The following is a 19,302-nucleotide window of genomic DNA, read 5'->3' as shown; positions in this document are numbered from 1 at the left end:
CGCCGCGCGGTGGCTGCTCAGCTCAGCGCGATTCCAGCCGGATGGAGACCGAGTTGACGCAGTGCCGGGTGTCCTTCGGCGTGAAGCCCTCGCCGTGGAAGACGTGCCCGAGGTGGCTGTTGCAGCGGGCGCAACGGATCTCCGTACGGACCGCGCCGAGGCTGCGGTCCTCGATCTCCTTGACCCGACCCGGGATGGCGTCGTCGAAGCTCGGCCACCCGCAGTGCGAGTCGAACTTCGTGTCGCTGGAGAAGAGTTCCAGCCCGCAGGCGCGGCAGTTGTAGACGCCAGCGGTCTTGGTGTCCACGTACTCACCGGTCCACGGGCGTTCGGTGCCGGCCTCCCGGAGCACGTGGAACTCCTCGGGGGTCAGCCGGACCCGCCACTCGTCATCGGTCTGGGGCAGTTCGTTGTCGTCAAGACTCACGCCCCAACCGTACGTCGAACGTCGGGGGCGTGGCATAAGGTCGCGGGATGGGTGGCACCAAGGCAGCGGTCGCCGAGGTCGAGGTGGCCGGGCACACCGTCCGACTGAGCAGTCCCGACCGGGTGATCTTCCCGCAGCGGGGCTTCACCAAGGCGGACGTCTTCCACTACTACCTCGCGGTCGGCGACGGGATCATGCGCGCCCTGCGGGACCGGCCCACCACGCTGCAACGCTTCCCCGAGGGCGTCGAGGGCGAGATGTTCTTCCAGAAGCGGGTGCCGACCCGGGGTGTCCCGCCCTGGGTGACGACCGCGGAGATCACCTTCCCGAGCGGCCGGAGCGCGGCTGAGCTCTGCCCGGCCGATCTGGCCCACGTGGCCTGGGCGGCACAGATGGGCACGATCGTGTTCCACCCGTGGCCGGTGCGCGCCGCCGACGTGGACCGCCCCGACGAGCTGCGCATCGACCTGGACCCGCAGCCCGGCACCGACTTCGCCGACGCGGCGCGGGCCGCCGGGGAGGTCCGCGCGGTGCTCGACGAGCTGGGCGCCACCGGCTGGCCGAAGACCTCCGGCGGTCGGGGCGTGCACGTCTACCTGCGCATCGCCCCACGTTGGACGTTCACCGAGGTGCGCCGGGCGACCATCGCGCTCGCCCGGGAGGTGGAGCGCCGCTGCCCCGAGCTGGTCACCACCGCCTGGTGGAAGGAGGAGCGGGGCAGCCGGGTCTTCGTCGACTTCAACCAGATGGCCCGGGACCGGACGATCGCCTGCGCGTACTCGCTGCGGGCCAACGCGCGTGCCACCGTTTCCACCCCGGTCACCTGGGACGAGCTGCCCGACGTCGACCCCGACGACTTCGACCTGCGCACCGTCCCGGCCCGGCTCAAGGAGCGGGCCGACCCGCACGCCGGCATCGACGACACCCCGTGGGACATCACCCCGCTGCTGGAGTGGGCCGAGCGGGACGCCGCCGCCGGCCAGGGCGACCTGCCGTACCCGCCGGACCACCCGAAGATGCCCGGCGAGCCCAAGCGGGTCCAGCCCAGCCGCGCCAAGCGCACCCCTGGCGACGACAGCGCCTGACCGACCCCTGCCTCATGGCGGCGGCTGGGCCGTCCATGCCAGAAACCGGTTGAACAACTCCTGCGGGTCGGGTGCGGGGTTGGGGTTGAGCCTGTACAGGTCGGCCGTGGCGTCGAACAGCTGACCGGCCATGTAGATCGACAATGCCACCCGGTCTGCCCGGTACTCCACCCGCATCAGCATCCGGGCGGAGGCGCACGGCCAGGGGGCAGCGCACACCCGGCAGAGCCACAGGGGTCGGCGCGGCAGGTGCTGGTGCACGGGATGAAGGTTTCTCAGTGGACCGCGGTAATCGGCGGGTGAGGTGTTCGGCGCGGGCATACCCTTTACGGTGACCGAGGCGTTGCCTCGGGTCAAGGAGTCTGGTCAACTGTTTACGGTCCGCCGTATGGAGCTGGTGGGCGCTGCGGAGATTCGCGTGATGCTCGGCGGTATCAGCAAGCAGCGGGTGTACGTGATCACCAGTCACCGGAACTTCCCGGATCCGGTGGCGGACCTGGTGCAGGGAAAGGTCTGGCGGAAGTCGGATGTGATGGCCTGGATCAGGGAGCATCGGCCGGAGTTGGCCGAAGGCTGAGAAGGGCCCTCGGCGCGGCCGGGAACTGTCGTACACCTGTTCTAAAATTTGGGTGTGATCGATGAGTTGGCGCGGGCGGAGATTGCGGTGGCGGCCTGCGTCGACGCCGCCGTCTGGGCGCTCTCCGAGCACGATCTGATCGCGGCGCTCGATGCCACGCACCGGCTTCAGCAGCGGCTGGCGGCAGCGCAGTTGGCGGTTGTTCGGCAGTTGCACGGTCGGGGCACCTTGGTCGCGCAGGGCGCGTCCTCGTCGGCGGTGTGGCTGCGCCACCGCCTGCGACTCGACGTCTCCGCCGCCCGTCGGCTGGTCGGCCTCGCCGCCTCAGTCGAGGCGGCTCCGTCCGGCGTGCGCGACGCTCTGGCGAGCGGGGCGGTCACTGTGGAGCAGGCCCGGGTCATCGCCGGCACGGCCGCCGTGGTGTCGGCCTCGGCGGGCGCCGAGGTGGCCGACAAGGCCGTTGGCCTGCTGGTCGAGTGGGCCGAGCAGTTCGACCCGTCGCTGCTGCGCCGGATGGGTGCCCGGATTCTCGACCATGTCGCTCCCGACCTCGCCGACGACCTCGCCGACGACGGCGCCGCGGCGGCCCTCGCCGCCGAGGCCGCCCGGGCTGCGCGCGACCGGCACGTCACCATCTCCGAGCAGGCCGGCGAGCGGCTACGGCTCACCGGCACCCTCGACGCGGAGGGCGCCGCGCTGCTGCGCGCCGTCATCGACCCGCTCAGCGCACCCTCCGGGCCCGACGACACCCGCTCCGCCGGGCAGCGCCGCCATGACGCTCTCGCCGACGTGTGTCGGCTCGCGCTGCGCACCGGTGGGCTGCCGGAGCACGGCGGCGAGAGCGCCCAGGTTGTCGTCACCACCAGCTACGACGGACTGACGCGGCAGTTGCACGCCGGCGCCCTCGACATCGGCCTGCAGCTCACCCCCGACACGGTGCGCCGGCTCGCCTGCGATGCCGCCATCCTGCCCGCGGTGCTCGGCGGTGCCGGCCAGGTTCTCGACGTGGGCCGACAACGTCGCCTTGTCACCGGCCCGCTGCGGCGGGCACTGGTGCTGCGGGACGGCGGCTGTGCCTTCCCGGGCTGCGACCGACCACCCCGCTGGTGCGCCGCCCATCACATCGACCACTGGGCCGACGGCGGTCCGACCAGCCTCGACAATGCGGTGCTGCTCTGCGGCCACCACCACTGACACGTCCACCAGACCGACTGGGCGGTCCAACTCGCTGGCGACGGCCACCCGGAGTTCGTGCCGCCGGCCTGGCTGGATCCCGAGCAGCTTCCGCGTCGCAACCAATACCACCGGCGCACGTGAGGAGCCGATACCGCCAGGGTCAATATCAGGCGTTGCTCGCGGCAGACCTGCCGGCTCACTCAGTACAGGAAACAACATACCGATTGACTTTCGATAGATAGCGAGCGAAGCTCGATGCATGGTGACAGAACATCGAGCGGTTGCCGCTCTCCGGGTCTTTCTCGTGGTGCTGTTCGGGGTCCTGGTCCTGTTCCAGACCTTCTCGCTGCCGGGGCAGTTCGCGCACATGGCCCAGGAGTCGCCGGACGACGCCTACCTTCGGTGGCCGGCGACTGCCGTGGCGGTGTTCTGGGTGCTGTGCGTCCAGGTGGTCATCGTCTCGACGTGGAAGTTGCTCAGCCTGGTCAAGGACGACCGCATCTTCACCGAGGCGTCCCTGAAGTGGGTGGACGCGATCGTGTGGGCCATCGCCGCCGCGTGGGTGGTGCTCGTGGGTGTCTTTCTCTACGTCGGGTTCAACGCGGATGACCCGGGAGTGCCACTCCTGCTGTTCCTCCTGACGGTGGGCGTCACCGTGCTGGGGCTCCTGATGGTGGTGATGCGTGCGCTGCTGCGGCAGGCAACCACGCTGCGGACCGACATGGAAGCGGTGATCTGATGCCCATCGTCGTCCGCATCGACGTCGAGTTGGCCAAGCGCAAGATGAGCGTCGGTGAGTTCGCCGAACGTGTCGGGCTCACGCCAGCCAACGTGGCGGTGCTGAAGAACGGCCGTGCCAAGGCCGTCCGCTTCAGCACGCTGGAAGCGATGTGTCGGGTGCTCGAATGCCAGCCCGGCGACCTGCTCGAGTGGGTTGAAGAGGAGACCTCATGAGGTACGTCCTGACCGTCGCGGCCATTCTCGCGACCGCGCTCGGCGTCGCCGCCATCGTGCACGGCGAGGCCGACGACTCGCCGGGCCTCCAGTTCCTGGGCGTCGTGCTGGTGATCGGCGCGGTTGCGTTCGGAATACGGAACGTTCGGGGCGGCAGCTAGCCGTCCTGGCGTGCGGGCCGAGCTCACCTGACGCTCCCGAGTAACGATCAAGTAACGGGCGCGAACCTTTCCCGGTAGATGACCTGTCTTGATGGTCGTCGGCCCGCCAGGGCCAGGGGAGGCGTCGGATGAAGTTGGTGTGGAGGCGGGCCCGCGAGGCGCGCGGTCTGCTGGTTGCCGCGGTGATCGCCGCCCTGGTCGCCGTCGTGTTGGTCACCGGCCTTTCCGACTACAACCGCCGCGCGGTGGACGCCGGGCAGCGGGCGCTGGTGGCAGCCTCGCCGGCCGAGGAGCGCGGCCTGCTGGTCAGCGGCTCCGGTGGGCGCGACGCCGCCGAGTTCGCCGCCCGGGACGAGGCCGTGCGGGCCGGATTCGACGGCGGGTTCGCCGGCGTCCCGGTCACCGTCGCCGCGGCCCGGTACGGCACCGGCCGGGAGTTGACCGGCGACCTCGGACCCGTGCCCCGCACCGACGACGAGCCCATCTTCGCGAATGTGGCCACGTTCGACGACCTGGCCGGGCACGCGGAGCTGACCAGCGGGGCGTGGCCCCGGCCCGGGGCGAACCCGATCCAGGTGAGCCTCCCCGAGCGGGTCGCCGGCCAGCTGGGCCTGAGTGTCGGCGAACGCGTCCCGGTGCGCGACCGGTCGACCGAACAGCGCGGCGAACTCGTGGTCGCCGGCACCTGGCGGCCCCGCGACCCGACAGACGCGTACTGGCTCCTGGCCCCCGGAGTGGGGGAGGGCGGCGTCGGATCCACCACCTCGTACGGGCCGTTCGCGCTCGACCCGGCTGACTTCGCGGCCACCTTCCCGGGCTCGGTGTCGGCGTCCTGGCTGGCCGAACCGGACCTCGGCGGCGTCGACGCCGCCGACCTGCCGGCCATGCGGAAAGCCCTCACCGAGGCCACCACGGCGGTGCCCGAGGCCGCTCAACTGGGCAGCTCCGGGCAGGCGGTGACCAAGATGGAACTGCTGCTGGACCGGATCGCCCGCGCCGACCTGGTGGGCCGCTCATCGCTCGCCACCCCGCTGCTGCTCATCCTGGTGCTCGGCGGGTACGCGCTGGTGCTGGTCGCGGCCCTGCTGCACGAGGATCGCCGCTCGCAGACCGCGCTGCTGCGCGCCCGTGGCGCCGCTCGCCGGCAGTTGGCCGGCCTGGCCGCCCGCGAGGCGACCCTGGTGGTCGCCCCGGCCGCCGTGCTCGGCCCGCTGATCGCCGGTGAGGCGCTGCGGTACATCCGGCCCGGCGGGTCGGCGGAACTCTCCACCGCCGGCGGTAACACCACCCTGGTCTGGGCGGCCGCCGCGGCCGCCGCGGCCGGCTGCCTGGTCGCCATGGTTCTTCCGGCGCTGCGCAGCGCCGGCACGTACGTGGCGGACATGGCCGCCCGGTCGCGGCCGAACCGGGCCGCGAGCGTCCAGCGGGCCAGCGTCGACCTGGTGCTGGTTGCGCTCGCCGTGCTCGCCTGGGTGCAGCTGCGCCGGTACGCCTCCCCGCTGGCCGGCTCGGGTGGCCGGCTCGGGCTCGACCCGCTGTTGATCGCCGCCCCCACGCTCGGCGTGCTGGCCGGCGCCGTGCTGGCGTTGCGGGTGCTCCCGCCGCTCACGCGGTTCGCCGAGCGGTTCGTCGACCGACGGCCCTGGACGGCCACCATGTTCGGCATGTGGCAGGCCGGTCGGCGTCCACACGCCGGCCCGGTGCTGCTCCTCGCCCTCGCCGTCGGCGGCAGCACTTTGGCCTGGTCCCTGATCAGCACGGGGGAACGGTCCCAGGTTGAGCAGGCCAGTCACACGGTCGGCGCCGACCTGCGGGTGACCGAACGGACCGGGTCAGCCCCGCCGAGCCGCGCCGGTCAACTCTCCGCGCTGCCGGGCGTGGACCGGGTGTTGCCGGCGTGGCGGGACGAGACGCGGGTCGGCCGGGAGGACCTGCCGGTCACCGTGATCGGCGTTGACCCCGCCAGCGCCCCCGGCGTCGTCCGACTCGCCGACCGGCTGAGCGACGAACCGGTGTCGGACCAGTACAAGCGGATGGTCGGGGCGCGGGGGGAGCCCGCGGGCATCGAGTTGCCCGCCGACGCCCGCGCGATCACCGGCACGGTCCGCACCCCGGTGAGCAGGGCCGAACAGCCGCTCCGGGTCGCGGTGTCGCTGCTGGTCACCAGCTCCAACGGGCTCGCCCTGCGGCTGCCGGTAGCCGACTCCGACAGTGCTGGCGCGGCCACCCGGTTCACCGTGCGACTGCCCGACGTGGGCGGGGCGCGGCTGCGGCTGGCCGGGTTCGAAGCCGACGGCGGGCGGGCGGCCGGCAACTCCTACGGGCTCCAGGTGGACGGGTTGACGGTGGTCGTCACTGACGGCACGACCCGGCCCGCCGGGCTGACGGGTGACTGGGTGATGACGGTCCCCGGCAAGAAGTCCTCGCCGGTGGTGACCACCGCCACCGGGTTCGCCGCGGTCAACGCGGTGGAAGTGATTCCGGGCGGGGAGTTCGCGTACCAGCCGCCCACCCGGTTCGCCGTCGTGCCGGCCGACGACAGCACGCCCGTGCCGGTGCTGATGACCCCCGGGGTACGCGACGCACTGAGCCTGAGCGTCGGCGACACCGTCGACCTGACGCTCTCCGGGGCGACGCTCCGGGTCCGCCTGGTCGGTGAGCTGACCGCCGTGCCGGCCACCACCGGGGAGGGGGTGCTGCTCGACCTGCCCGCGGCGGTCGACACGCTGATTCGGGGCGGCGCGGTGCGACCCGTACCGGAGTGGTGGGTCGGCGCCGACGACCCGACGGCCGCCGACCGAGCGGCCAGCGAGCTGCCGGGCGTCACCGTGCTCAACCGGGAGGCGGTCATCGAGTCGGCCGCCGACGACCCGTACTGGCGCGGGTCCCGGACCGGGATGCTCGCCGCGGCGCTCGGCGCGGTGCTCCTCGCCCTGGTCGGCCTCATGGTGGACGTGTGGGCCACCGCGCGGCGCCGGCTGAGCGAGTTCGCGGTGCTGCACACCCTCGGCGCCACGCCTCGGCTGCTGGCCCGGGCGCTGCTGGCCGAACAGACCTTCCTCGCCGGCATCGGCGTGGGGGTCGGGCTGCTGCTCGGCGCCGCGGTCGGGGCCACCATGGCCCCGCTGGTCATCCTCACCCCGGCCGCCGGCCGGCCGGTTCCCCCGGCGACGTTCGCGCTGCCCTGGGTGCCGATCGGCGTGACCGCGGTCGGTCTGCTGCTGGCGGCGCTCGCCTTCAGCGCGTTCATAGCCACCGGCATCCGACAGCGGGTGGCGGCGGTGCAGCTGCGAATCGGGGGAGAACGATGAGCGTCGGCGCGGCCGTCCGGCGGGTCCGGGCGTACGGTGGGCAGTTCCTGCTCCTGGCGGTGCTGACCCTGGTGGTCACGCTGCTCATCAGCGGGGTGCCCCGGCTGGTCAACCGGCTCGCCGAACAGGGGCTGCGCGCCCAGCTGAACAGCGAGCCGGCCGCCCGCCGGGACCTCTCGTACACCTCCGAGTTCCTGACCGCCTCTCCGGTGGATTCGGTCATGGCCGACGCCCGTGGACGGTCCGAGGCCTTGGCCGAGCAGATGCCGCCGCCGGTGCGCTCGGCGGTGGAGGAGCAGTGGTTCAGCGTGGACGTCGCGCCGGCCCGACTGGTCGGCCCCGACCTGGCAGCCCGCAAACTGCTGGTCGACCTGAGTCTGCGTTCCGTCCCCGGCATCCAGCAGGCCGGCACCCTCGTCGAGGGGGCGTGGCCGAACGAGACGTACGTCCCCGGTCGGCCGATCGAGGTGGCGCTCCACGTCGACGTGGCCCGCAAGCTCAACCTGCGGACCGGCAGCCAACTGCGCATCGGTAACGCCACCCAAACCGGTCTCACCGACGCGGCCCCGGTGGTGGTGGTCGGGCTGTTCCGTCCCGTCGACCCTGCGAACGGCATCTGGGACGGGCTGCCACCGCTACAGCGGATCATCGAACCGATCGGGGACGGCCAGCCGTTGATCGTCGTGGGTGTGATCGCCGAGTCGGCCCTCAACAAGCGGGCTGCGGCCGGTTGGTCGGTGCGGTCCGACTGGCGGTACCGGCTGGGCGTCGACCGGATCGACGCGCGCCACGTGGATGAGCTGATCGACGGCCTGCAGGAGACGCAGCGCAGCAAACCGTCGAGCCTCACGTTGACCCAGGGTGTCGATGTTCCGCTGCGCGCGTTCGCCGCCCAGGTCAACGCCGCCCGTACCCTGCTCGCGGTGATCGCGGCCGGCGTGCTGGCCACCCTGGCCGGGCTGATCGTGCTCGCGGCCACCCTCGCCACCCGGCGGCGTCGCTCGGAGTTCGTTCTGCTGCGGGCCCGCGGTGGCGCCGCCACCGCCGGTGCCCGCCGCAGCCTGGCCGAGTCACTGCTGGTGGTGCCGATAGCCGCCGCGGTGGGCTGGTGGCTGGGCACCCTGTTCCCCGGCGTTCCGGACCCGACCGCGCCGTACGCCGCCGCGGCGACCGTCCTGGTCACCCTGGCGCTGCCGCTGGCGACACTGGCGGTACCGGCCGGTGGGGCGGCCCGTCGTGACCTGATCCGGGTACGCCCGTCGGCCCGCCGGCTCACCGTCGAGGTCTCCCTGCTGCTGCTCGCCGGGCTCGCCGCGGTGCTGCTGCGCCGGCGCGGCCTCACCCTCGGCGAGGTGGACCCGCTGCTGGTGTCGGTGCCGGTGCTGCTCGCGGTCGCGGCGGCGGTGCTCGCGCTGCGGGCGTACCCCTGGCCGTTGCTGCTGGTCAGCCGGCTGGCCGCGCGGACCCGGGGCAGCGTGGCCTTCCTCGGCACGGCGCGGGCCGGCCGGTCGGCCGTCGCCGCCCCGCTGGTCGTCGTGGTGCTGGCGATCGGCACCGCGGCGTTCTGCGCGGTGGTCGCCGCCGGCGTCGGCGCGAGCCGGGAACGGGCCGCCGAGCAGGTGGTGCCCGCCGACGCGGTGATCCGCGGGGAGCGCTTCGCACCCGACACCGTCGACGAGCTGGGCCGTCTGCCGGGGGTGCGAGCCGTCACGCGGGTGCTGTTCGAGTCCGATGAGCGACTTGCGGTGGACGAACTCGGCACCGACGCGCGGGTCGCGCAGACGACCGTGCTGCTGGTCGACGGCTTGGGACTGGACACGGTGGCCCGAGAATCCGATGTGGACCTGTCGGTCCCGGCCGCGCTGCGCACCGCTCGGCCCGGACCGGGGCCGCTGCCGGCGATCGTCTCCCCGGCGGTCGCGGCCGACCTGGCCAAGGCCAAGCTGGACCACTCCGCGTTCATCCTGGTGCAGGGCGAGCGGTACGAGTTCCGGGTGGCCGGCACCGAGGAGAGTTTCCCGCTGCTGTCGTCGAACAGCGGCCGGTTCGTCATCCTGCCCTGGCAGGCGCTGCCGGCGCGGAACACCACGCCCGTCCCGACCAGCCTGCTGGTCGCCGGCGACCGGTTGGACCCGGAGGCGCTGCGCCAGGCCGGTGACCAGGGACAGGAGCGGTACCAGCGCACCGGGGCGGTGACCGGCAAGGACCGGCCGATCGGGGTCACCGTCGACACCCGGGCGGGCGTCCGGCGGGATCTCGGTAACGGTGGCGCGAACGGCGTACTGGCCTTCGGGTTCGTGGCCGGCGCCGTCGGCGGCACCGTCCTCGGGTTGCTGGCCATCGCGTTCACCGTGCTGGCCGGTGCGCGAGCCCGGGGCCAGGTGCTGTCCCGGCTGCGTACCCTCGGCCTGTCCCGCCGGCAGTGGCGGGGGCTGCTGCTGGTCGAATTGACCCCGCTGGTCGCGGTGTCGGTGCTGACCGGCGCGCTGGTCGGCGCGGTGCTGCCCCTGCTGCTCAACCCGGTGCTCGGCCTGTCCGCGTTCACCAGTGGTATGCCGGTCCGGGTGGCCTTCGAACCCAGCCTGGTCGCCGCGGTGCTCGTGCTCGGGGCGGTCGCCCTCGGCTTCGCGGTCGCCGTCGAAGCCCTGAACAACCGCCGGTTGCGCCTCGGTGAGGTGCTTCGGCTCGGAGAGGAGAGCTGAGATGACCGCTACCGCCCAGACTCCACTGGTGCCCGACCTGGCCGCCCTGCAACAGCGGGCCGCGCAACGCGCCGCTGAGCGGGCCGGCGGCCAGGACCGGCTCCGTGGGCACATCGTCTGCGACGGCCTGGTGCGCATCTTCAAGACCGAGGGGGTGGAGGTGGTCGCCCTGCAGGGGCTCGACCTGGTCATCGACCGGGGTGAGCTGGTGGCGATCGTCGGTGCCTCCGGCTCGGGCAAGTCGACGCTGCTCAACATCCTGTCCGGCCTGGACACCCCGACCGCCGGTATCGCCCGGGTGGCCGACTACGACCTGCTCGCGCTGTCGGCCAAGCGGCGGCTCAGCTACCGGCGGGAGCTGGTCGGGTTCGTCTGGCAGCAGACCGGCCGCAACCTGCTGCCGTACCTGACCGCGCTGGAGAATGTCGAGCTGCCGATGCAGCTCGCGGGCAAGCGCTCCGGGCGGGCCCGGCGGCAACGAGCCCGGGAGCTTCTCGACATGGTCGGGGTGGGGTACTGCGCGGACCGGCGACCGGGGCAGCTCAGCGGCGGCGAGCAGCAACGGTGCGCGGTGGCGGTGGCGGTGGCCAACGACCCGGAGGTGCTCTTCGCCGACGAGCCGACCGGAGAGCTGGACGAGGCGACCGGCGCCGAGGTCTTCGGGGCGCTGCGCACCATCAACGCCGAGCTGGGCGTGACCATCGTGGTGGTCACCCACGACCACGCCGTGGCCACGCAGGTCCGCCGGACCGTCGCGATCCGCGACGGCCGGACCGCCTCAGAGGTACGCCGGACCGCGCGCGTCGGCGCGGACGGCAGCACCGAGCTGGTCAGCGAGGAGTACGCGGTGCTGGACCGGAACGGCCGGATGCAGCTGCCGGCCGCCTTCGTCGACGCGTTGGCGCTGCGGGAGCGGGTTCGGCTCGACCTGGAGCCGGACCATGTGCAGGTACGGCCCGGTGACCGGGCCACGGGTGGGCAGGAGGCACGGGCGTGAGCCGTCGGAACATGGTGGTGGCGGGAGCGGCCTGGCCCGGTGGTGCGGCCGGGGCCGACGGGCGGACCGGGTCCGCGCCCGGCGAGGTGGTCCGGGTCAGCGGCGTGAGCCGGACCTTCGGCCGGGGCGAGCACGCCGTGCACGCGGTGCGGGACGTCTCGTTCAGCGCCCACCGTGGCGAGCTGGTCGCCATCCGGGGCCGCTCCGGCGCCGGCAAGACCACGCTGCTGAACCTCATCGGCGGGCTGGACCGGCCCGACAGCGGTCAGGTGGTGGTGGCCGGGCACGAGGTGACCGCGGCGGGTGAGGCGGAGCTGTTGCAGCTGCGCCGGGGCACCGTCGGTTTTGTGTTCCAGACCTTCGGGCTGGTGCCGATCCTCTCCGCCGCCGAGAACGTGGGCGTGCCGCTGCGGCTGGCCCAGGTGCCGGCGGCCGAGCGGGAGCAGCGGGTCGCGGTGCTGCTGGAGCTGGTGGGCCTGGGCGGGCATGCGGCGCAGCGACCGTACGAACTCTCCGGCGGGCAGCAGCAGCGGGTGGCGGTGGCCCGCGCGCTGGCCAACGAGCCGGACCTGCTGATCGCCGACGAGCCGACCGGTCAGCTCGACTCGGAGACCGGTCGGTCGATCATGGACCTGCTTCGCGCGGTGGTGCACGCCCGTGGCATGACGGCCCTGGTGGCCACGCACGACCCGGCCCTGATCGACCTCGCCGACCGGGTGCTCAACCTGCGCGACGGTCAGCTGGTCCAGGCGTGATCCGGGCGGTGGTGGCCTCGTGGGGTGAGGGCTGACGTCGCGCGGGACACCACCGTCGGGACCTCAGAGCGCGAGCTTCATGCCCTCGTGGCTGGACACGAAGCCAAGGCCCAGGTAGAAGCGGTGCGCGTCCTGGCGGCTCTTGTCTGTGGTGAGCTGCACCAGGGCACAGCCGCGCTGCCGGGCCTGGTCGACGGCCCAGGTCATCAGATCGCGGCCCAGGCCCTGGCCGCGTCGGTCGGAGCGGACCCGGACCGACTCGATCAGGGAGCGCTCGGCTCCGTGCCGGCCGAGCCCCGGGATGTAGGTGATCTGAAGGCACCCGACCAGCTCGCCGCCCTGCTCGGCGACGATCAGCTGGTTACGGGGGTCGGCGCTGATGTCCGCGAACGCCCGCTCGTACGCCTCGTCGACCTCGGTGAAGTCGCGGGCCTTGCCCAGGACGTCGTCGGCGAGCAGGGTGATGACGGCGGGCAGGTCGGCCCGGATGGCCTCGCGGTAGATCACATCGGTCATGCCGGTGAGCCTGGCACAACGACATCGGCGGATGGGTCGGTGCCGCTTGCCGGTGCGGGGCAGCATGGGCGGCATGGAAGCCCTGCTGCTGCCGTTCCGCTGGATCTACCGGGCGTTGGTGTGGTTCGCGAACTCGCCGCGCACCCTGATCACGTCGTACCTGCTGATGATCGTGGTGGCCGGGGTGATCTATGGCGAGGTCGAGCAGCGCAGCCCCGCCGACGCCGTCTGGTGGGCGGTGGTGACCGCGTCCACCGTCGGGTACGGCGACATCTCGCCGACCAGTTGGGCGGGCCGCACGCTCGCCGCGCTGCTCATCTCGACCATGGTCCTGCTGGTCATCCCGCTGATCACCGCGCACTTCGCCAGCCGGCTCATCGTCGACGACGACGCCTTCGAGCACGAGGAGCAGGAGCAGCTCAAGGCCGACGTACGCCGGATGCGGGCGCTGCTGGAGGAGTTGGCCGCCCGGCAGGGCATCGAGCTGCCGCCGCTGCCGCGGACCGGGACGGTCACCGGGCCGGGCAGCGCAGCCCCTCCCTGGGAACGGTCAGGTCGATCAGGTAGGCGTCGACCGCGGCGGTGATGCAGGAGGTCTGCGGGTAGGCGGTGTGCCCCTCACCCTCCCAGGTGAGCACCCGGCCGACGCCGAGCATCGAGGCGAGCCGACCGGTCTGCTCATAGGGCGTCGCCGGGTCGCCGGTGGTGCCGACCACCACGATCGGCGGCGCGCCGGCCGCCTGGCCGGTCGGGTACGCGTCCCTCCCGCCCGGCCACTCGACGCAGCTCAGCATGCCGACCGCGAGCGCCGGCCCGAATAGCGGATACTTCGTGCGCCACTGCGACTGCAACTGGCGGATCTGCTCCCGGCTCGGCTTTTCCGTCTCGTCCGCGCAGTTGATGGCGAGGTTGGCGTCGAACAGGTTCGAGTAGTGCCCGTCGTCGCCCCGGCCGGCGTACGCGTCGGCGAGCCGGAACACGTCCTTCGGGTCGCCCTTGGCCAGCCGGTCGATCGCCCGGGCCAGCTCCTGCCAGCCGGACTCGGTGTAGAGCGAGGAGATGACCGCGTAGAAGACCCAGCCGGCGGTGGCCTCCCGCCCGTCGTCGCCGCGCACCGGCGAGACGCGGGCCTTGTCGATCGCCGTGGTGACGGCGGCGCGCGCGTCCGGGGCGATCGGGCAGCGGGCGGCGTTGGCGGAGCACCAGCGGGCGAAGTTGCCGAAGGCCCGCTCGAAGCCGCGGGCCTGGCTCTCCGACCCGGCCACCAGCCGCTGCCGCGGGTCGACCGCGCCGTCCAGGACCAGCGCCCGCACCCGCTGCGGGTAGAGCTGGGCGTAGATGGCGCCGAGCAGCGTGCCGTAGGAGTAGCCCAGGTAGGTGAGCTTCTCGTCGCCCACGGCGGCGCGGACCGCGTCCATGTCCCGGGCGGCCTGCTCGCTGCCGTAGAGCGGCAACTGGTCGCCGTACCGGTCGCCGCAGCCGCGCCCGATCCGCTGGCTGAGCCCCACGAAGCCGTCGAACGCGGACTGGCTGGTCGGATCGGGGTCGTAGCCGAAGCTGGCGTCCAGGTTGGCGTCGGAGATGCACTTGACCGGGCTGGACCGGCTCACCCCGCGCGGGTCGAAGCCGACGATGTCGAAGCGCTCGGTGATCGTGGTGGGCAACCCGCCGAACTGGGTGCCGAAGGAGAGGTAGACGGCGGTGTCGACGCCGGAGCCACCGGGGCCGCCCGGGTTGATTACCAGCGAGCCGACCCGGGCCCGCTGCTTCGTGGACCGGGCCCGCAGCAGAGCTATCTCGAAGGTCTGCCCCGCGCCCGGCCCGGCGGTCGCCCCGCCGCCGGTGCCCCAGTCGCGCGGCACCGCAATCCGGGCGCACTCGTAGCGCATGTTCGGGGCGCCCCGCCCGACCAACTCGTCGGCGACCTCCGGGCAGGCCCGCCAGGTCGGCGTCCCGCCGGCCGGCGCCGCCTCGCCCTCCACTTCGGTACGCGGCGCGAAGGCCGGCAGGGTGCAGCCGGCGGTGAGCAGCGCGGCCACGGCGAAGGCGGCGAGACGACGACGGACCCGGCGACTGGTCGCCATCCGAGGCTGGTCGGCGGTGCGGATCACGTGGTCCTCCGGGATCGGGTCGACGGCCAGGCTACGCCGGGCCGGTGGCGGCCCGGTCCACGGTGGCCGCCGGATCGCCGCGCAGCACCTGGTCCACGTCGAAGCGGATCGGGCGGTCGAGCTGGTCGTAGCGGCAGGAGCGGGGGTCGCGGTCCGGTCGCCACCGGACGAACTGTGCGGTGTGCCGGAACCGGTCGCCCTCCATCGCGTCGTAGCCCACCTCGACCACCAGCTCCGGGCGCAGCGGCTCCCACTCCAGGTTCTTCGTGCCGGTCCACCGGCTCACCCCGCCCGGGATGCGCTGGCCGCGCTCGTGGTCGCCGTGCACCCACGGGTGCTCGCCGCCAATGTCCCGGTAGGGCGCCAGCTCGTCGAGAAGCTCGGCCCGCCGAGCCATGCTGAACGACGCGCTCACCCCCACGTGGTGCAGCACCCCCGCGTCGTCATAGAGGCCGAGCAGCAGCGAGCCGACCACCGGACCGGACTTGTGCCAGCGGAAGCCGGCCACCACCGCGTCCGCGGTGCGGGCGTGCTTGACCTTGGCCATCAGCCGCTTGCCCGGCTCGTACGGAAGGTCGGCCGGCTTGACGATCAACCCGTCCAGCCCGGCGCCCTCGAAGACGTCGAACCAGCGGCGCGCGGTCTCCGGATCGGTGGTGACCTGGGTGACGTGCACCGGCGGACGGACCCCGGCCAGCGCATCGACCAGCCGCTCCCGGCGGCGCGGATAGGGCTGGTCGAGCAGCGCCTCGTCGCCGATGGCCAGCAGGTCGAACGCGACGAAGTCGGCCGGGGTGGTCTCGGCCAGCAGCTTCACCCGGGACGCGGCCGGGTGGATGCGCTGGGCCAGCAGCTCGAAATCCAGCCGGGGCTGGCCGTCCGGGCCGTCCCGCCGGATCACGATCAGCTCCCCGTCGACCGCGCACCGCTCGGGCAACTGCCGGAGGGCCTGCTCGACCACCTCCGGGAAGTAGCGGGTCATCGACTTGCCGCCCCGGCTGGACAGCTCCACCTCGTCGCCGTCACGGAACACGATGCACCGGAACCCGTCCCACTTGGGCTCGTACGTCACCCCGGGCGCGGTGGGCAGCTTGGGGACGCTCTTGGCCAGCATCGGCTCGACCGGGGGGTTGATCGGCAGGTCCACGGCGACCAGTCAATCAGACGGTGCCGACAGTCGTGAGGCAGATCACCGTGGGCGGCGGGGTGGCGTGTCCGCCCCCGCGCCGCTCGTCCTGTCCGGGCGAATCAGATAACCGCAGGTCAGAGCTAGTTTCACGGGATGTCCGAGTGGGTCTGTGACTGCTGCGGGCGGTGGCGGGTGAGCGTGGAGCTGATCCGGGGCCGCTACCGGTACCGGCTGACCCGGCGCTACCCCGAGCGGTTCGGCGGCGGCCGGAACGTGCTCGGCGAGGTCGGCTCGGTGCCCGAGCTGGAGGAACTGTTGCGCCGGCGTACCCCGCTGAGCCTGGCCGACCTGCACGAAGCCGCCTGACTCCCGGCGGCGCCGCCCCCACGGGCCGGCCGGCGGTTGCCACCGTCACGATCCACGGGCAGCCTCGTCTCCATAGCGCGGCGGCGCCGGGCGGCGTCGCCGGGGAGGAGACGCGATGCGGTTTGAAGCCGGCACGGAGATCGCCGCCGACCCCCAGCGGGTCTGGGCGGTCCTGGTCGACGTGCAGCGGTGGCCCGAGTGGACGGCTTCGGTACGCCAGGCCCAGCGGGGGGAGCCGGGGCCGCTCACCGTCGGCGCGACCGTCCGGTTGGACCAGCCGAAGCTGCGGCCGGCGGTCTGGCGGGTAACCGAGCTGACCGAGGACCATGCCTTCACCTGGATCTCCGACACGCCCGGGGTGCGCACCCGCGCGGAGCACCGACTGCTGCCGCTGCCCGGCAGGCCCACCCGGGTCGAGCTGGCCATCACCCAGTCCGGGCCGCTCGCCATGCCGGTCGGCTGGCTCTACGGCGGTCTGCTGCGCCGCTATCTGCGGCTGGAGGCCGACGGGCTCAGGCGTCGGTGCGAACAGGGCTGACCGCCGGCTTCTCCAGCACCGCCAGCCGGATGCCGTTCGGGTCCGGCCGGTGCGCCACGATCCGATAGCCGTGCCGCTGGTACAGCCGCAGGTTGCGGGCGCTGTCCGCGCCGGTGAACAGGGTGAGCCGGGCCACCCGGCCGGCGCAGGCCGCCTCGATCGCGGTGAGCAGCCGTCCGCCGACACCCTGGCCCTGCTGGTCCGGGGCGACCGAGAGCCGCCCGACGTGCGCGGTGTCGCCGTCCAGGTGGGCCCGCACCGAGCCGACCAGCCGCTGCCCCACCCGGGCGGCGAGGACGGTGATGGGACCGGCCAGCACCGCGGCGATCTCGTCCAGTGTCTCGGTCAACGGCGGCAGGAACGGGTCGGTGTAGTGCTGCGCCTCGGTCAGGTACGCGGCGCGCTGCACGGTGAGGATCTCGCCGGCGTCCGCGACACCGGCCGGGACGATGCTCGCCTCGACGCTCATCCGGGCAGCACACCACAGCCGCCGCCGTCCTCGACCGGCGGCCCGCCCGCGCCGGCCGTACCCTGGCCCCTGTCCGAGACGAGGACGAGGGGGAGTGGTGGCCGAGCTGACGTACCCGGAGGTGGGACGCACGCGGCACGGGCCGCTGCCCGGCGGATACCACCACCTGCGCCACCGGTTCGCGCTACCGGCCGGCTGTTTCGAGGCGGCGGCCGAGGCCGTGCTGAGCTGGCGGCTGCACCGCGAAGCCGGGGTGCGGATGCGCACCGACGCCCCGCGGGCCACCGAGGGAGTCGTGGTGAGCGCCGGTCTGGGCATCGGTCCGGCCCGCATCTGGGGACCCTGCCGGGTGATCTGGAGCGAGGACTCGCCCCGGCTCGCCGGCTTCGGCTACGGCACCCTGGCGGGGCACCCGGAGCGCGGTGAGGAGGCGTTCGTGGTCGGCCGCGACGACACCGGCGCGGTCTGGTTCGAGGTACGCGCGTTCAGCCGCCCGGACCGCTGGTTCACGCTCGCCGCCGGCCCAGCCGTCCGGGCGGTGCAGCACGGGTACGCCTGGTGGCTCGGCCGCACCCTGCGCCGGCTCTGCGCCGGCCGCTGAGCGCCGCCGGTCAGAACCGGGCGAACGAGCGGATCGGCGCGCGGGGGCCGTACTTCGGTGCCCGGATGCCGGCGGCCTCCAGCAGCAGACAGACCCGGCCCCGGTGGCCCCGGAAAGGCTCCAGCAGCGCCAGCATCCGGGCGTCGTCGCCCCGTGCCTCGCCGGCGAGCGCCCAGGCCACCGTGTTCGGTATGTGGTAGTCGCCGACGCTGACCGCGTCCGGGTCGCCGTAGGCGGTGCGGATCACCTCGGCGGCGGTCCACGGGCCGATACCCGCGACGGCGGTCAGCCGGCGGGTGGCCTCGGTCGCGTCGGCGCAGCGCTCCAACCGGTCGGCGACCGCGGCGACCCGGCGCAGCGTGTCGGCCCGGCGCTGCTCCACCCCGAACGGGTGGAACACCCAGTACGGGGTGGCGGCCACCGCGGCGGCCTCGGGTGGCAGCAGCAGCGGTTGCAGTGGACCGGGCGCCGGCTCGCGGAAGTGCCGCACGGTCGCCGCGTACGCCCGGTACGCCTCCTTGCCGGTGACCTTCTGCTCGAAGACCGCGCGCAGCAGGCGGGGAAAGAGCTGCCCGGTGGCCGGCATCCGCAGGCCGCGGTGCTCCCGGGCCAACCGGGCGACCAGCGGGTGCGCCGCGGCCAGCTCGGCGAAGCCGGTGAGGTTGTCGCGGAGCCCGGCGATCGAGTCGGCCCGGGCCAGCACGTGCCCGGTGCCCGGCCCGTAGCCCTCGGCGACCAGTTCGCCGCCGGCCGGCCGCAGGGCCAGCGTTGCCGGCCCGTCCGGAGTGCGGGTTGCCCACCAGAAGGTGCCGGCGGCGATGCGCGCGCACGGGTCGTACGGGCTGAAGGTGAGCGACCGGACCGACGCGGCGAGCCGGTAGCCGGCCGGCGGGTGCAGCACCCGGGTCGCGGCGGGCTCGGTCTCGGTCACTCCGCCACTCTGCCAGGTGACGGATCGCCGCCGCGGACCGCCATACCGGCTACGTGTCCGCGCGGGGAGAAGCATGACGGCACGTTCAGTCGGCCGTCCCGGTGTCGGCGTACCCGCTGAACGGCCAGGATTAGTCGGGCGGATCGGCGCAAATCATTCTTATGCGACTATCGCTTGTATGCCATGTATCCGTCCTGTGCTTCTTTGATGGCACGCAGGTGAATATGCTGCTCGGGGCCACCTGCGCGGCCCCTCCGTCCCGATACCGGAGCGGGGTTGGCTGGCCAGCGAGGCGGGTGCGGTTGCGGGTCGTACGCTGCTGATCACAGCGTCCCCTTACCGCGTCGACTCGTCGCGCGGCGTAACGGGGGAGCTGTGGAAAGGCATGCGGTGATGGCTGCGTACGTACTGGTCCGGTCCGAATGGGTGGCGGTCGACGCCACGGTCCCGCAGCAGCGCTGACGGTGGCCGCGAACGACGTGGCCACCCCGGCGGG

21 protein-coding genes are annotated in these 19,302 nt (G+C 73.3%); 14 read left to right on the top strand and 7 right to left on the bottom strand.

The genetic code is table 11. From position 1 onward, the window contains the following. Nucleotides 1-22: 22 nt before the first annotated feature. A complete protein-coding gene (gene msrB / locus ACFYPS_RS16575; RefSeq protein WP_354963089.1) occupies nt 23-427 on the bottom strand; it encodes a peptide-methionine (R)-S-oxide reductase MsrB in 405 nt (134 codons plus the stop codon). 47 nt (nt 428-474) lie between these two features. On the opposite strand from msrB, the gene ligD reads away from it, so the two are divergent. Beyond that, complete coding sequence (gene ligD, locus ACFYPS_RS16570) at nt 475-1,512, top strand: non-homologous end-joining DNA ligase (protein ID WP_354963088.1); 1,038 nt, start codon at nt 475-477, stop codon at nt 1,510-1,512. 12 nt (nt 1,513-1,524) lie between these two features. Here ligD and ACFYPS_RS16565 read toward each other — a convergent pair whose 3' ends face one another. Further along, nucleotides 1,525-1,833, bottom strand: a complete 309-nt coding sequence (locus ACFYPS_RS16565; RefSeq protein WP_387325282.1) for a hypothetical protein — start codon at nt 1,831-1,833, stop codon at nt 1,525-1,527. 10 nt (nt 1,834-1,843) lie between these two features. Here ACFYPS_RS16565 and ACFYPS_RS16560 point away from each other — a divergent pair, with 10 nt between their 5' ends. The 9 genes from ACFYPS_RS16560 (at nt 1,844) to ACFYPS_RS16520 (ending at nt 12,145) form a co-directional block, all read left to right on the top strand. Next, on the top strand, nt 1,844-2,089 hold the full coding sequence (locus tag ACFYPS_RS16560) for a hypothetical protein (RefSeq protein ID WP_387325279.1): 246 nt from the start codon (nt 1,844-1,846) through the stop codon (nt 2,087-2,089). Nucleotides 2,090-2,143: 54 nt separating this feature from the next. Continuing rightward, on the top strand, nt 2,144-3,283 hold the full coding sequence (locus ACFYPS_RS16555) for a DUF222 domain-containing protein (RefSeq protein WP_387325276.1): 1,140 nt from the start codon (nt 2,144-2,146) through the stop codon (nt 3,281-3,283). 241 nt (nt 3,284-3,524) lie between these two features. Further along, complete coding sequence (locus ACFYPS_RS16550; protein ID WP_354963086.1) at nt 3,525-4,004, top strand: DUF2975 domain-containing protein; 480 nt, start codon at nt 3,525-3,527, stop codon at nt 4,002-4,004. After that, nucleotides 4,004-4,219, top strand: a complete 216-nt coding sequence (locus tag ACFYPS_RS16545; protein ID WP_238648963.1) for a helix-turn-helix transcriptional regulator — start codon at nt 4,004-4,006, stop codon at nt 4,217-4,219. The genes ACFYPS_RS16550 and ACFYPS_RS16545 overlap by 1 nt, the downstream gene beginning before the upstream one ends. Then, nucleotides 4,216-4,380, top strand: coding sequence for a hypothetical protein (locus ACFYPS_RS16540; RefSeq protein WP_354963085.1), 165 nt, complete (start codon nt 4,216-4,218; stop codon nt 4,378-4,380). The genes ACFYPS_RS16545 and ACFYPS_RS16540 overlap by 4 nt, the downstream gene beginning before the upstream one ends. Before the next feature lie 128 nt (nt 4,381-4,508). Next, nucleotides 4,509-7,691, top strand: a complete 3,183-nt coding sequence (locus ACFYPS_RS16535; RefSeq protein WP_354963084.1) for an ABC transporter permease — start codon at nt 4,509-4,511, stop codon at nt 7,689-7,691. Further along, on the top strand, nt 7,688-10,393 hold the full coding sequence (locus ACFYPS_RS16530) for an FtsX-like permease family protein (RefSeq protein WP_354963083.1): 2,706 nt from the start codon (nt 7,688-7,690) through the stop codon (nt 10,391-10,393). The genes ACFYPS_RS16535 and ACFYPS_RS16530 overlap by 4 nt, the downstream gene beginning before the upstream one ends. A gap of 1 nt (nt 10,394) precedes the next feature. Beyond that, nucleotides 10,395-11,390, top strand: coding sequence for an ABC transporter ATP-binding protein (locus tag ACFYPS_RS16525; RefSeq protein WP_354963082.1), 996 nt, complete (start codon nt 10,395-10,397; stop codon nt 11,388-11,390). Beyond that, nucleotides 11,387-12,145, top strand: coding sequence for an ABC transporter ATP-binding protein (locus ACFYPS_RS16520; protein WP_354963081.1), 759 nt, complete (start codon nt 11,387-11,389; stop codon nt 12,143-12,145). The genes ACFYPS_RS16525 and ACFYPS_RS16520 overlap by 4 nt, the downstream gene beginning before the upstream one ends. 63 nt (nt 12,146-12,208) lie before the next feature. Here the strand turns inward: ACFYPS_RS16520 and ACFYPS_RS16515 are convergent, their stop codons facing one another. Then, nucleotides 12,209-12,661: a GNAT family N-acetyltransferase gene (locus ACFYPS_RS16515; RefSeq protein ID WP_354963080.1), complete on the bottom strand. Its 453-nt coding sequence runs from the start codon at nt 12,659-12,661 to the stop codon at nt 12,209-12,211. Nucleotides 12,662-12,734: 73 nt separating this feature from the next. On the opposite strand from ACFYPS_RS16515, the gene ACFYPS_RS16510 reads away from it, so the two are divergent. Beyond that, entirely contained in the window at nt 12,735-13,247 is a 513-nt protein-coding gene (locus ACFYPS_RS16510) for a potassium channel family protein (protein WP_354963079.1), read from the top strand. On the opposite strand, the gene ACFYPS_RS16505 is transcribed toward ACFYPS_RS16510, so the two are convergent. Together ACFYPS_RS16505 and ACFYPS_RS16500 are read right to left on the bottom strand one after the other, a co-directional pair. Continuing rightward, nucleotides 13,174-14,745 (bottom strand): alpha/beta hydrolase, encoded by a 1,572-nt coding sequence (locus ACFYPS_RS16505; RefSeq protein WP_354963308.1) that lies wholly within the window; start codon nt 14,743-14,745, stop codon nt 13,174-13,176. The two genes, ACFYPS_RS16510 and ACFYPS_RS16505, sit on opposite strands and share 74 nt — an antisense overlap. A gap of 58 nt (nt 14,746-14,803) precedes the next feature. Further along, complete coding sequence (locus tag ACFYPS_RS16500) at nt 14,804-15,919, bottom strand: ATP-dependent DNA ligase (protein WP_387325269.1); 1,116 nt, start codon at nt 15,917-15,919, stop codon at nt 14,804-14,806. Nucleotides 15,920-16,054: 135 nt separating this feature from the next. Between ACFYPS_RS16500 and ACFYPS_RS16495 the strand changes: the two genes are divergently transcribed. Continuing rightward, nucleotides 16,055-16,267 (top strand): hypothetical protein, encoded by a 213-nt coding sequence (locus ACFYPS_RS16495; RefSeq protein ID WP_151490326.1) that lies wholly within the window; start codon nt 16,055-16,057, stop codon nt 16,265-16,267. A 115-nt stretch (nt 16,268-16,382) separates the two neighbouring features. Then, nucleotides 16,383-16,805, top strand: a complete 423-nt coding sequence (locus ACFYPS_RS16490) for an SRPBCC family protein (RefSeq protein WP_354963077.1) — start codon at nt 16,383-16,385, stop codon at nt 16,803-16,805. Here the strand turns inward: ACFYPS_RS16490 and ACFYPS_RS16485 are convergent. Then, nucleotides 16,780-17,274 carry a GNAT family N-acetyltransferase gene (locus ACFYPS_RS16485; RefSeq protein ID WP_354963076.1) on the bottom strand — a complete coding sequence of 165 codons (495 nt, stop codon included), beginning with the start codon at nt 17,272-17,274 and terminating at the stop codon, nt 16,780-16,782. The genes ACFYPS_RS16490 and ACFYPS_RS16485 overlap by 26 nt on opposite strands. A 97-nt stretch (nt 17,275-17,371) precedes the next feature. Between ACFYPS_RS16485 and ACFYPS_RS16480 the strand changes: the two genes are divergently transcribed. Continuing rightward, entirely contained in the window at nt 17,372-17,875 is a 504-nt protein-coding gene (locus ACFYPS_RS16480; RefSeq protein ID WP_354963075.1) for a DUF1990 domain-containing protein, read from the top strand. Nucleotides 17,876-17,885: 10 nt separating this feature from the next. On the opposite strand, the gene ACFYPS_RS16475 is transcribed toward ACFYPS_RS16480, so the two are convergent. Continuing rightward, complete coding sequence (locus ACFYPS_RS16475) at nt 17,886-18,806, bottom strand: DNA-3-methyladenine glycosylase 2 family protein (RefSeq protein ID WP_354963074.1); 921 nt, start codon at nt 18,804-18,806, stop codon at nt 17,886-17,888. Between the last annotated feature and the right edge of the window lie 496 nt (nt 18,807-19,302).

It is taken from the genome of Micromonospora sp. NPDC005087 (assembly GCF_042872965.1).
Lineage (GTDB): Bacteria > Actinomycetota > Actinomycetes > Mycobacteriales > Micromonosporaceae > Micromonospora.
Note: the sequence above shows the minus strand (reverse complement) of the source record. Positions and strands in the feature narration are given on the sequence as shown.